6 protein-coding genes are annotated in these 13,507 nt (G+C 52.9%); 2 read left to right on the plus strand and 4 right to left on the minus strand.

Going from position 1 to position 13,507, the window contains the following annotated elements; translation table 11 throughout:
- Positions 1-2 precede the first annotated feature (2 nt).
- Both LJN55_RS02490 and LJN55_RS02495 read right to left on the minus strand, forming a co-directional pair.
- Positions 3-1,760 (minus strand): sulfite reductase subunit alpha, encoded by a 1,758-nt coding sequence (locus LJN55_RS02490; RefSeq protein ID WP_133844121.1) that lies wholly within the window; start codon positions 1,758-1,760, stop codon positions 3-5.
- A 67-nt stretch (positions 1,761-1,827) separates the two neighbouring features.
- Positions 1,828-7,359 (minus strand): glutamate synthase-related protein, encoded by a 5,532-nt coding sequence (locus tag LJN55_RS02495; protein WP_159337315.1) that lies wholly within the window; start codon positions 7,357-7,359, stop codon positions 1,828-1,830.
- Between the two features lie 1,015 nt (positions 7,360-8,374).
- Between LJN55_RS02495 and arcB the strand changes: the two genes are divergently transcribed.
- Both arcB and mtgA read left to right on the plus strand, forming a co-directional pair.
- Positions 8,375-10,714, plus strand: coding sequence for an aerobic respiration two-component sensor histidine kinase ArcB (gene arcB / locus LJN55_RS02500; protein ID WP_227535613.1), 2,340 nt, complete (start codon positions 8,375-8,377; stop codon positions 10,712-10,714).
- Between the two features lie 794 nt (positions 10,715-11,508).
- The gene (gene mtgA, locus LJN55_RS02505; protein WP_227535614.1) at positions 11,509-12,234 is read left to right on the plus strand and encodes a monofunctional biosynthetic peptidoglycan transglycosylase; all 726 of its coding nucleotides are present in this window, start codon (positions 11,509-11,511) and stop codon (positions 12,232-12,234) included.
- 57 nt (positions 12,235-12,291) lie between these two features.
- Here the strand turns inward: mtgA and npr are convergent, their stop codons facing one another.
- Positions 12,292-12,564, minus strand: a complete 273-nt coding sequence (gene npr, locus LJN55_RS02510) for a PTS phosphocarrier protein NPr (RefSeq protein WP_133844113.1) — start codon at positions 12,562-12,564, stop codon at positions 12,292-12,294.
- Complete coding sequence (gene rapZ, locus LJN55_RS02515; protein WP_133844111.1) at positions 12,561-13,415, minus strand: RNase adapter RapZ; 855 nt, start codon at positions 13,413-13,415, stop codon at positions 12,561-12,563. The genes npr and rapZ overlap by 4 nt, the downstream gene beginning before the upstream one ends.
- Positions 13,416-13,507 lie beyond the last annotated feature (92 nt).

Here is a 13,507-nt window from a genome sequence, read left to right on the forward strand (position 1 = left end):
TCTTAATAGACATCGCGCAGGTAGCGTTTTTCTTTCTTCAGCTGATCGACGTAATCTGCTGCACGTTCCGCAGACATCCCACCAAACTGAGTAATCACCTGATAAAGCGCCTTATCGACGTCTTTAGCCATGCGTGAAGCATCGCCACAGACATAGAAGTAAGCCCCTTCTTCTAACCAGGCAAACAGCTCTGCACCCTGTTCCAGCATGCGGGTCTGCACATAGATTTTCTCAGCCTGATCGCGTGAGAAGGCTAAGTCCAGGCGCGTCAGTAAACCACTTTCCTGCCAGGTATTCAGTTCATCCTGATAGATATAGTCGTGTTCCTGATGCTGATCGCCGAAGAACAACCAGTTTTTGCCTTTAGCGTTTAACGCTTCACGCTCTTCAAGGAAAGCACGGAACGGGGCAATACCGGTACCTGGGCCAATCATGATCAGCGGAGCATCATTATTGGACGGCACGCGGAACGCTTTATTCGGTGAAATGAAGATCGCAGGTTTTTCACCTCGTTTAACGCGCTCAGCCAGGTAAGTTGAGCAGACGCCGTTACGTGCACGGCCTGCGCTGTGATAACGAACGGAAGCGATGGTCAGATGCACCTGATTAGGGTGTGCTTTCTGACTGGACGAAATGGAGTAAGCGCGGTGCTGCAACGGACGCAACAGGGCAACAAACTCAGGAATACTCAGTGAACGAGTCACATCCAGCTGCAGCAGGTCGAGGGTATCTTTACCCCACAGCCACACACCCAGCGCATCTTTATCGTCATGCTGTAAGACATGACGCAGCTCCTGGTTGGTGGTGTTCTGGCCAACCCATTCGATCAGCTTGCGTGAAGGTTCAGAGATCTCAAACTGGTAGGTCAGCAGGTCGCCCAGACTTCTTTCAAAGCCAGGAACGGGTGTATCGTAGTCTGATTTCAGCTGCGTCAGCAGCAGAGTGACGAGTGCCGGTTCGTTGACCGGGATAACACCCAACGCATCACCCGCTTCGTACTTCAGACCACTGTCGGTCAGATCAAACTCGAAGTGACGAATATCTTTGCCTGAGTTCTCACCGGACAGACGCTTGTTCGTCGCCAGTGCAGCAGCGTAAGGGTTGTTTTTATTGCTGCCAGGGATGACTGGCGCTTCGGGTGCGCTCTCCAGGGCATTACCGCTGCTGCCTGCGCTGGCAGCAAACTGTGGCATGGAGCTGGCGATCCATTCGTTAGACGGCTCTTCATAGTCGATATCGCAGTCGATGCGGTCATAGACACGTTTTGCGCCCAGCTGCTCAAGACGCATATCGATAAATTTACCTGCCTGACAGAAACCGTCGTAGCCTGTATCGCCAATCGCCAGTACCGCAAAGTGCATCTGTTCCAGACGTGGAGCTGTGCTGGCAGAGATAGCCTGCCAAAACAGCTGCGCGTTATCTGGCATTTCACCTTCACCGTAGGTCGAGGTGATCACCAGCACGTGACGCATGGTCGCGAACACGTCGATATCGACTTCGCCCAGACCCTGAACGACAGGCACCAGGCCTTTCGCACGCGCTGCTTTCGCGGCGCTCTGTGCTAATGCTTCCGCATTACCCGTCTGGGAACCAAACAGGATGTGAAGCTGGGTCGTTGCTGCGGAGGCGGCAGAGCCTGCCGCCTGCGGCTGATTTTCCAGCACCAGCAGGCGTGAATGTAAACCAGCAAGGAAGCCTGCCAGCCAAAATTTCTGCTCACCATTAAACGGTGCATCTTCAGGAATATAAGGAATCTTCATCGCTTTTATCTACTCAATCCCGTTTGAATACTCGTTATAGAATATTAGTTTCTGTTCTTATCAATAATCAGGCTAATTTGCCGACTGCGGCAGCCAGTTCAGGCAGTGCAGCACGAGCAAACAGCTCTTCAAAGTCAGGCAGTCGTCCCAGTACTTCTCTGTTGCATGCATCCTGATACATGATCCAACCGTACGTCGCCAGACTGTCCATTGAACGGATGTTACGTTGCGTCAGCGCGGCTTTATAATCGGTCATGCGCTTCGCACCAATCAGGCAGGAAAGCTCTTCATCACTGTAGCTTTCAATGGCCGCGCGACCGTGGCGCTGTAACTTGCTGATCAGCGTGAAATCCTCGGTCATCAGCAGGTTACGCACCGCTTTCTCAACCGCCGGGTCTTCCACTGAAGTACCTTTCGGCAGACGCGAAAGTGCCAGCTGTTGCGCAGAGCTGAGGACGGTGTAGTTGTTTAACAACACCAGCATCTCGGGGGTATCCGTTGCGCCGTAGCCCGGAACCGCACCATTGGCGATGGCTTTACCTTCACGCCATGCCGCTTTAAATTTCGCGACCTGATGACCGGCAAGTGCGGTAGAGAGTTCTTCAAGCAAATCCTTACGGGTTTTAGCTTTCAGAATTTCAGCACCATCCTGATACAGCAACAGGGAACGCGGCATCACGTAAACGAAATGCTGGCTCTCTGTTTCCCAGTGATCAAGCAACCACTGAGCACGCGGAGAAGAGGTCGCTTCCAGATGCCAGTTCAGCATGGTCAGTACCGCTTCTTTATGAACGCGTGCCATCTCGTTGTCATCGGTGATGGAACCCAGCATCACGGAATCACCGGCAGCAGAACCCGCCAGCGTGCCGTACGGGTCGTACTGGTAGGCGAAACCGCCGCTCATGCCATTACCAAACCCAGTACCGTACGTACCAAGGTTAAGCACCGCACCGTTCGTCATATATTCGCAGCAGAAATCACCGACGCCTTCAACAACCGCAGTCGCACCGGAGTTACGCACGGCAAAACGGTCACCCGCCTGGCCTTGTGCGTACAGACGCCCGCCGGTGGCACCGAACAGGGCAAAGTTACCGATCAACACGTTGCCTTCCGCGTCCTGTGAGCCGCCGCCAGGCGACATCACCACAATCTCCCCGCCGCACTGGCCCTTACCCACACCGTCGTTACAGGTGCCGTAATGTTCCAGGCGCATGCCATCGTTACAGAACACGCCGTAGGACTGGCCAGCAGAACCGGAGGTAGAGATAGTGATCGTCGCCGGTGCCAGATAGCGGCGCCCGCGATCGTCCAACAGCGCGGCCGGAATACGGCTCAAATGCTCAGCGTTCAGTGTATGGTTCAGCAGGCGCTCAATGTCGATAGCCAACTGACCGCCCACGCTCTTGTTACGGTTGTTCAGTGTGATCCCTGCGCCGAGCTTGATCTCAGTGGATCCCTGGCTGACCAGTTGATCGTTCAGCAGATCAATCCAGCCGTTATCCAGCTCAAAATCTTTTTCCAGATAGACTGGACGGGCGATTTTCAGCTCGGGCACTACGGTCAACATGGCACGCAGGTCCAGTTTGCCGACTTCCAGTGGGTGATCCATCAGGTGCAGCAGATCGGAGCGGCCACGGGCTTCGCGCAGTGAACGCAGGCCGAGACGCGCCAGCATTTCACGCACTTCATGCGCAACGTTGATAAAATACTGCGCCAGCTGGCGCGGATCGCCATCAAAGGCTTCGGCATTGGTGGTCAGGCCTGCCGGGCATTTCACATTACAGTTTTTCGCCATCACACATTTCAGCATCATCAGTGCAGTGGTACCGAACTCGAAACTGTCGCCGCCCAGCAGCGCGGATTTCACTACGTCGCTACCTGTCTGCTGTGCGCCAGAGCAGCGCAGCAGCACTTTTTCACGCAGGCCGTTGGCACACAGCGCCTGATGCACTTCGGCGATGCCGATTTCTGCCACGCGCCCGGTGTATTTCAGGCTGGTGACCGAGGCTGCCCCGGTTCCCCCGGTGTTACCGGCAACGTTGATGACATCGGCACCGGCTTTCGCCACGCCAACGGCAATGGTGCCGATACCTTCAGAGGAAACCAGTTTGACGATGACACGCACACGCGCCGCTTTACAGTCGTGGATCAGCTGCGCCAGATCTTCAATCGAATAGGTGTCATGGTGCGGAGGAGGTGAAACCAGCTCCACGCCCGGTGTACCACCACGTGCCGCCGCGATTTCTACCGTCACTTTGGCTGCCGGTAACTGGCCGCCTTCACCCGGTTTTGCGCCCTGGCCAATCTTGATTTCCAGCTCTTCGAGCATAGGGTCAGCCAGATAGGCGGCCCAGACGCCGAAACGACCGGATGCCAGCTGCTTGATACGTGAAGCACGAATGGTCCCATGGCGTGAGTAGTGTTCACCGCCTTCACCGCAGTTACTCATGCCGCCCACCATGTTGGTGCCGTGAGCAACGGCTTCGTGTGCCGGGGCGACCAGCGCACCGTGGCTCATCGCGCCAGAGGCAAAGGTACGGGTAATTTCGTGAGCGGGCTGCACTTCACTCAATGGCAGTGCCGGAGAGATCGTGAAGATGCGTGACAGATAATCTGCTGCTTTTCCGGTTGCCGTCAGGTGCAGAGCATCCGCCGCCACTTCGACATGCTGAATCGCGTCACCAAAGCGTTTTTTCAGGACGACGGAGAGCGTGGTCAAACGGTCATACTCGCTTTTCAGGCCGACGATGGCATCAGTCAGGCGCAGCGTAAACCGATCGTCGCTGCCTTCTGTCGCTTCACACTCCAGCCCACGCACGGCAAAGCCGTTGTTGACCAGCGAGTAGCGTCCCAGCTTACGGGTGAATTCTGCTTCACTGTCCACGTGCGTTAAGTCTGCCGGCAGGGCGAGAATATCACGCAGGGCCGCCGGGCGACGTTTACGCTCTTCCAGCATCAGGCTGGAGAACTGGCGGTAATCAGCGGTGATGGTGAAGTTATCGATCACCTCATTCGGGATGCGTTCGAAGCTGCTGTCAGTAAAGGACTTCGCTTTGATATTGAAGGCATTATCCAGCTTGGCCAACGTCATCAGGCGGATAAAATTATCCTCCTCACGGGCTTTGTCGGTAAAGCGGATAGGCTGCTCAGTCATATCGATAAAGGTACGTACGGCAATGGTTCCGTAAGAGTGGCCTGCACCTTCTGCACGCTCTTTAAACAGCCCCAGCAACGGTACGTCAGACTCGCCCTGAATGCGCAGCGCACTCTGGTGCCAGTCAACGGCCATCTGCGCGATGGTGGCAAAGCCAGCGCCGCCCACCGGGGTTTTGATATTCGGGAAATACTTCTTCAGCACGCGATCTTCGGTATCCAGGAAGTTCGGTTCAAAGAATTCGCCACAGCTGTAGCTTTCAACGGTACACAGACCCACTTTACCCATGGTTTTCATCAGGGCTTTTTCAGCGGCTTTGGCATAGCGTTTAAAGGCTTTATTACCTTCTTCGCCTTCACCGTACTTCTCTTCAGCACGCATCTGAACGCCGAGCGGATAAACCGCCGAAGCACCGAAACCGAGGGTAGCGGCAATGTGATGTGAAGAGATGCTCTGACCGCTTTCCACCACCAGTGAGACATCAAGACGAAGGCCTTCCTGCACCAGGCGTTGGTTGATCGCCGACACCATCAGCAGCATCGGGATAGCCGCACGCGTCGAGGAAATATGGCGGTCAGTAATAACGGCGATGCCGCCCTGTTCACGGGCAAAATCAACCACATCCTGCGCCAGGGCATCAATGGCTTTTTCCAGCGCATCAGCATTGGCCGCACGGCTTTCAGGATCGGTTCCGATAACTGGCTCGTAGAGCATTTCAAAACGGGCATAAGGTGCCACGGTCTGCTCGCGCAGCTGCAGCATATCCAGATGCGTCAGAATCGGTGTTGGAACCACAATCTGGTGGCCTTTACTGCGCCCGAGATGCGGTTTAGCGCCTAATGCTACGCGCAGCGTCATGCCGTCCACTTCACGGATAGAATCCAGCGGTGGGTTAGTGACCTGGGCAAAGCGCTGGGAGAAGTAGTGCGCCATGCCGCCTTCGTGATCGGACAGGGCGTTAATCGCGTTGCCGTAACCCATCGCTGAAATTTTCTCAGCGCCGGTGGTCAGCATCGGATCCATCATGAATTTGAAGCTTTCCTGGTTGTAGTAGTAAGCCACAAAACGCTGATAGGTTTTGAGGTCACCGCTGTAACGCAGAGGCGAGCCTTGTTGCTCTGCCGGAATAACCGGGAGTTCCTGTAATGTGACGCGCGACTCTGCCAGCATAGCCGGATAGTCAGCCACCGCAGCCAGTTTCTCCAGCGCTTCGATGGTGGTGTAGCTGCGTTTTTCACTGTGATCGTAATAGAGCATCCCGCCCGCTTCGATACGGCCACGGCGCAGTACGCTTTCCGGTGGGAAGGCGATCTGGCCCGCTTCCGACATCGCACCAATATATTCAGCGGTTTCGACAGAACGCAGGGGACGCAGCCCCAGACGGTCAAGACGCGCACCAATCACTTCGCCGTTACCGAAGATCAGAGCGGCCGGGCCGTCATTCTTCTCTTCGTACAGTGAGAAATATTCCAGCATCGCACGTACTTCAGCAGACAATGATGGATCGTTTTCCCATGCTGGCGGCATCATCGATACCACGGCGGTGATCAGGTCCAGGTTATCTTCCATCAGGCGGCTGTGGATGCTCTGGTCAAGACGGGAGCTGTCTGACTGGCCTTTTGGACGCACGATCTTCTTACCGCGTGCCAGCGCAAGTGCAGATTCTGCAATGCGGTTTTTACGGTCAGTGTTCAGTTCACCGTTGTGCGCCATCAGGCGGAACGGCTGTGCCATGGTGGTGTGCGGGTCGGTATTGGTGGAAAAACGGGTATGGAAGAACAGACCGCGCACCTGGTGGTCAGCATCGGTCAGATCCTGGAAATAAGGAATCACTTCATTGGAGTTCAGACGTGCTTTAAATACCTGCGTGCGCGAGGAAAGCGACAGCGGATAGAGTCCGCCAAATTCACTTTCAGTAAAGGCGCGGGCTTCGATGTCCAGCAGGGCACGGTAAATGCGTTTTTCAAAATCAATCTGGTTAGTCACATCGGCCGGGGCAGTAAACACCCATTGCGCGATAGGCAACTGGAACTGAATCGCCGCCGGGCGCAGCACGCTGTTATCCAGCGGCATATCGCGCTTAACGATGATCGTCAAATCATAGGCGGCCAGCGTTTCTTCGACCAGGCGCTCGGCGTTGGCTCGTAGCGCACTGTCTTTCGGCACAAAGAAGTTACCGACGCCATAACGGCCCGCTTCCAGCGGCAATCCGGTAATTTTGCGGAAAAAGTGCAAAGAGAGGTCAACGTTGACGCCAGCGCCATCACCCACGCCTTCGGCTGACATACCCCCGCGATGAGGAACGGTGCACAGGGCATTGTGTGCCATCTGCAGAACCTCATGAGTTTGCTCGCCGTCCTTACGAGTAATGAAACCTACGCCACAGCTATCACTGTCTTTTGATGGATCATACAAGCCATAGGGATAAGGTTTTGAGTTGGACATTGAGGGCCTCCTTAAACTGCTTTTGACATTACCACTGTTCTTCAGGCACAGAGCGCTACGGGCAGTCTTCTCTGGCTCTGTATCATTTTATGCCGCTAAAACGCAGACACCGTGACTCCGAACATTCCATTGATGGACATTTGTTTAAACGTCCTTGAATGAGTTGCTCACGAAATTCCGGGTCTCAAATTGGAGATAACTTGCATCACGAGGGAGTCTACTTGCTGCATAGATATGCCGAGACACTGGCCCGTTAGGAAAGCTTCCAGCGGATTTCCAACTTATCGGGAAAGCGTACTCAGGTCAAATAGCGATCTTACTTATACCTTTTAGCGTGTTTTGTGAATTATCTTCATGATAAATAACAAAATAATGCCATATTTTAACCCTATCGACCCATGCATGAAGGCACAGGAAGTGTGAGCTGACTCACTATAGGGCAGCGGGCAAATCTCTGCACCATGCTGGTGCCGGGGTTATTGGCAGCAGAATGTGCTGTTAGGCGCTTGATAACCGCAGGAACACACTGTTTTTGGCGAGTGGGGTTATTTGAATTAAACAGAGGGGTGTCATTAGTAAAATTAATCATGCCAGGTGTGATTAATATTTCATTAATTGTGAATGATTATTCGTTAGGTGTGACGAGAGACTGCGAGTAAGGCTGACCATCGCTATGAAAAGTATCAACAAGAGAAAGGCGCGCTGAATCCAGAGCGGCCCTACAGATTATGCAGTTATAAAATTTAGTCAATATCTTAAAGGGTAACTTTTTGCTGAGAGGGAAAAAAAGTTTTTATTGTCGGCCACCCTGGTGAGAGCATTGCCAGGCCTGGTTTTGCCGCCAGTACCAGTCTCAGGCCGCAGGGCGCGGAAAATCCCGTCATAACCCGCTGCGGGCTGTGGGTGCTGCTGCACTATTAGTGTGCAGGTTTCTGACCCAGCGTGGGGAGATAGCGCGTTGGTCTTTTGTTCAATTCCGGTATGATTGCCGCTATCCGACTGGAAGGAATCCTTTATGAAACAAATTCGGTTATTAGCGCAGTACTACGTTGATTTGATGGTCAAACTGGGGCTGGTGCGCTTCTCGTTGCTGTTGGCATCGGCGCTGGTGGTACTGGCCATGATTGTGCAGATGGCCGTCACCATGGTGCTGCGTGGTCATGTCGAAAGTATCGATATGGTACGTTCGGTATTTTTCGGTCTGCTGATTACGCCCTGGGCGGTTTACTTCCTCTCGGTGGTGGTGGAGCAACTGGAAGAATCGCGTCAGCGTCTTGCCCGGCTTGTCGATAAGCTTGAAGAGATGCGTAACCGTGATTTGGAACTTAATCAGCAGATGCAGGGTAATATTGTCCAGTTAAATCAGGAGATTACTGACCGTATTAAAGCCGAAGATGCACGCCTGCAGGTGGTGGCGAAACTGAAAGAGGAGATGGTGCGGCGTGAAGAAGCGCAAATCGAACTCGAACAACAATCCTCTTTCCTGCGTTCATTCCTTGATGCCTCCCCTGATCTCGTGTTCTACCGCAATGTTGACCAGCAGTTCTCAGGCTGTAACCGCGCGATGGAATTGCTCACGGGCAAAAGCGAAAAACAGCTTATCGGCCTGTCTCCAAAAGATGTCTACGACGACGACGCAGCGACCAAAGTGCTGGAAACTGATGAGAAAGTCTTCCGTCATAATGTCTCCCTGACTTATGAGCAGTGGCTGCAATATCCTGATGGGCGCAAGGCCTGTTTTGAAATTCGGAAGGTGCCTTATTACGACCGCGTAGGGAAACGTAGTGGGCTGATGGGCTTTGGACGCGATATAACCGAGCGTAAGCGTTACCAGGACGCGTTAGAGAATGCCAGTAGGGATAAGACGACCTTTATCTCTACTATCAGCCACGAGCTTCGTACGCCGCTTAATGGCATTGTGGGTTTGAGCCGTATCCTATTGGATACCCGCCTCAACCAGGAACAGCTGAAGTATCTTAAAACCATCCATGTTTCCGCTATTACACTGGGTAACATTTTCAACGATGTGATTGAGATGGACAAAATCGAGCGCCGCAAAGTGCAGCTGGATAATCAGCCTATTGATTTCACAGGGTTCCTGGCCGATCTGGAAAACCTCTCCGGTTTGCTGGCTGAGCCAAAAGGGCTGAAGTTTGTGCTGGCGCCCTCGCTCCCGCTTCCCCACAAAATTATTGCTGATGGCACACGCCTTCGTCAGATCCTGTGGAACCTGATTGGTAATGCGGTGAAATTTACCCAGCAAGGGGAAATTGTGGTGCGGGTTGGCTATCAGCAGGATGACTGCCTGTGCTTCGAAGTCGAAGATTCTGGCATGGGTATCCCGCAGGATGAGCAGGACAAAATTTTTGCCATGTATTACCAGGTGAAGGATCAGCGTGGCGGCAAGCCTGCGACGGGCACGGGGATTGGACTGGCGGTATCCCGCCGCCTGGCTCAAAGCATGGGAGGCGACATCAGCGTGCATAGCGCGCCTGGTCAGGGTTCCTGCTTCACCCTGACGCTCAACGCACCGCGTGTGATCGAAGACCTCGAGGATGAACAGCAGGAAGAAGATTTGCCACTGCCCGCGCTGCACGTGCTGCTGGTGGAGGATATTGAGTTGAACGTTGTGGTTGCTCGTTCGGTGCTTGAGAAGCTGGGTAACAGCGTAGACGTGGCGATGACAGGGCAAGCTGCACTGGATATGTTTGACCCTGACGAGTTTGATCTGGTGTTGCTGGATATCCAGCTACCCGACATGACCGGACTGGATGTGGCGCGCATCATCCACCAGCGTCATGCCGGAGAGCATCTGCCACCGCTGGTGGCACTGACGGCGAACGTCCTGAAGGATAAACGTGAATACCTTGATGCGGGTATGGATGATGTTCTGAGCAAGCCATTGGCCGTTCCTGCACTCACGGCGATGATCAAAAGATACTGGGATTTCCAGGCAATCGATCTACCTGATGCACCGGAGTTCAATATGGATGAGAAAGAACTGGCGTTACTGGATGTGCCCATGCTTGAACAGTATATCGAGTTGGTCGGGCCGAAACTGATCCATCAGAGCCTCGCGATGTTCGAACAGATGATGCCGGGTTACCTGGCGGTACTGGATTCCAACATGATGGCGCGCGATCAAAAAGGCATTGCGGAAGAGGGCCACAAAATTAAAGGTGCTGCGGGTTCCGTAGGGCTGACACATTTGCAGCAGGTTGCAAAACAGATTCAAAGCCCTGAGCTGCCTGCATGGTGGGATAACGTTCAGGAATGGGTTGATGAGCTTAAGCACGAGTGGCGCAATGACGTGGAAGTGTTACGGCAATGGGTTACGGACGCTGAAAAAAAATGACCCCGACCGAAGCCGGGGTGCGCGAATACTGCGCCAACACCAGGGAAAAAGGTCCTCCTGAGCTATTCTGATAAGAATCGTCGAGAGCTCAGGTTTAGGTATTGGGTGAACATAACAATGCTCAGTCACTACTTTAGCAAATCTTGCGTCACATGTTACGGGATTCATTAAAATGTGTGATGTTGAGCAGCGTTCGTAAACAGAAGAACCGATTTTTACAATCCAGTCAAGCGGCGAATTACATTTTACGATAATACGTATATTTATTGAACGATTGTGGCTTTTCCCCAGGTCCTGGGATTGACGTAAACTTTTTGCTCTGATGACTTTTTACTTAGGTACGGGAGTCTCGCTGCTGTAATCGATTTTATTGTTTGTAAGTTGATGTTTTATTTAGTTATTGTTGGGTTTTTGGTCTGGCTTTCCGAAACGTTTTGGTTTCTGCTAGCACAAATTACCGAATCGCCCTCCAGCGGTCGGTAAATGCTGACTCCGTTCAGCAAGATAAACAGCTCTTTCCAGTAACGTGAAACGATGTGGAATCGACTCTAAGGCCAAATCGACACGGGATTTACTTTCTATGAGGCTGAATAATCGAAAGCGTCCAGATGAAATTTATAAGCAGGATGAACCAATCAATTTCGAGTGCTTTCTGCTTCCGACAGATCCATCGTAGAGTGAAGGTAAAGTGCGTGATTTAATGGAACCGATTCCGGTTATGTCGGAGTAACTGACAATCATGGAGAAATCCTGGTGTATTTTCATACTGATAAATTTTGGGCGGATCCTCGGGTATGAGTCGCAATAAAGTGCGCGTGATGGCGCGGATCAAATCGGGGCTATTTCGCCTGGTCCTGGTCGTAATGGGTTTATGGGTGGGTGGTATTGTCCTCTTTGCTTTTTTACCGGTGCCATTTTCTGCCGTGATGGCCGAACGGCAATTGAGCGCCTGGTTCAGTGGTGATTTTCGCTATGTGGCTCATTCTGACTGGGTGTCGATGGATAAGATTTCACCGTGGATGGCGTTGGCGGTTATTGCCTCTGAAGATCAGAAGTTCCCTACGCACTGGGGGTTTGATGTGGCCGCTATTCAGTCAGTACTGGACAGCAGTAATGAGAAAGCGGGTATGCGCGGCGCATCGACACTCTCGCAGCAAACGGCCAAAAACGTATTTCTCTGGGATGGACGGAGCTGGGTGCGTAAAGGCCTGGAGGCCGGTCTGACGGTGGGAATTGAAACAGTATGGACCAAACGCCGGATCCTCACTATTTATCTTAACGTGGCGGAGATGGGGAAAGGGGTCTTTGGCGTAGAGGAGGCCTCTCAACGCTATTTCCATAAACCGGCCAGTCGCCTGTCTATGTCTGAAGCCGCGCTACTGGCTGCAGTGCTACCCAACCCCATTCGCTTCAGGGCTGATGCTCCGTCTGGCTATGTGCATCAGCGCCAACAGTGGATTATGCGCCAGATGCGCCAGCTCGGGGGGGAGAGTTTCCTGCGGGAACATAAGTTGCATTGATTCGGGCGGGAAATAGCCAACAGACCGGCTGAAACGCCGGTCTGTTCAGGGGGATGATTAGTCTTCGTCGAATCCGGCATTAAACAGATCGATCACCGCGGCCAGCGCTTCTTCTTCTTGCGCACCACTGGCTTCTACTTCGATATGACCGCCTTTAGCTGAGTCAAGCATCAGTAGCGCAATCACGCTGCTCGCTTCCGCTTCAGTACCGCTTTCATTGCGCAGCAGCACTTCAGCATCAAAACTCTGTACCAGTTCGAACAGCTTCATCGCCGGACGTGCGTGCATACCCAGCTTATTTTTAATCTCAACAGTCTGTTTTACGGTCATGATTTGCGTTTTTCCAGCGTACGGTGACGAGACTGAACGTTTTTACCGCGCGAGCGGAAATAATCTGCCAGTTGCTCGGCAATATACACGGAACGATGTTTACCGCCGGTACAGCCGATCGCCACTGTCAGATAGCTACGGTTATTGGTTTCCAGCATCGGTAACCATAACTCGAGGTAGCTGCGCGTCTGATAAATAAAATTATGCACTTCAGTATGACGATCAAGGAAGGCGGCAACGGGGCGATCAAGACCGGTCATCGGACGCAGCTTCGGATCCCAGTGTGGATTCGGCAGAAAACGGACATCAAACACATAGTCGGCATCAATGGGAATACCGTGTTTGAAACCGAAAGATTCGAATACCATGGTCAGTTCACGTTCGCGTTTCCCCAGCAGGCGGGTACGTAGCATCTCTGCCAGCTCGTGCACTGACATTTCTGAGGTGTCGATAATCAAATCGGCACGGGAACGTAGCGGTTCCAGCAGATCGCTTTCTTCATCGATGGCACTTTCCAGCGACAGATTTTTACTGGAGAGCGGATGCAGGCGACGGGTATCGCTATAGCGACGGATTAAGGTATTACGGTCAGCATCCAGGAACAGAAGCTGCGGCGAAAAACAGTCTGGCAAATTGGTGAGCGCGGTTTCAAATACCTCCGGAGATTCCGGCATGTTACGTACATCGATACTCACAGCAGCAGATATATTGCGCTCAGCCAGCGAATGAGCCAGATCAGGTAGCAAGACTACAGGCAGGTTATCCACGCAGTAAAAACCCATGTCTTCCAGCGCGCGTAATGCCACTGATTTCCCTGAGCCTGAGCGACCGCTGACGATCATCAGCACCATTTCACTTTTCCCCCAATTTAACCCGCTTTCCCTTAGACCAGAAGCTGCACCAGCGCTGCGTTTCGCTGCGTTGCTGCAACTTCATTATGTCG

The sequence above is a fragment of the Erwinia rhapontici genome, assembly GCF_020683125.1.
In the GTDB taxonomy this organism is placed as follows: domain Bacteria; phylum Pseudomonadota; class Gammaproteobacteria; order Enterobacterales; family Enterobacteriaceae; genus Erwinia; species Erwinia rhapontici.

Excerpts from the sequence above, each read along its gene's own strand:
- LJN55_RS02490 (WP_133844121.1), bottom strand. The coding sequence starts at position 1,760 with ATGAAGATTCCTTATATTCCTGAAGATGCACCGTTTAATGGTGAGCAG.
- LJN55_RS02495 (WP_159337315.1), bottom strand. The coding sequence starts at position 7,359 with ATGTCCAACTCAAAACCTTATCCCTATGGCTTGTATGATCCATCAAAA.
- arcB (WP_227535613.1), top strand. The coding sequence starts at position 8,375 with ATGAAACAAATTCGGTTATTAGCGCAGTACTACGTTGATTTGATGGTC.
- mtgA (WP_227535614.1), top strand. The coding sequence starts at position 11,509 with ATGAGTCGCAATAAAGTGCGCGTGATGGCGCGGATCAAATCGGGGCTA.
- npr (WP_133844113.1), bottom strand. The coding sequence starts at position 12,564 with ATGACCGTAAAACAGACTGTTGAGATTAAAAATAAGCTGGGTATGCAC.
- rapZ (WP_133844111.1), bottom strand. The coding sequence starts at position 13,415 with ATGGTGCTGATGATCGTCAGCGGTCGCTCAGGCTCAGGGAAATCAGTG.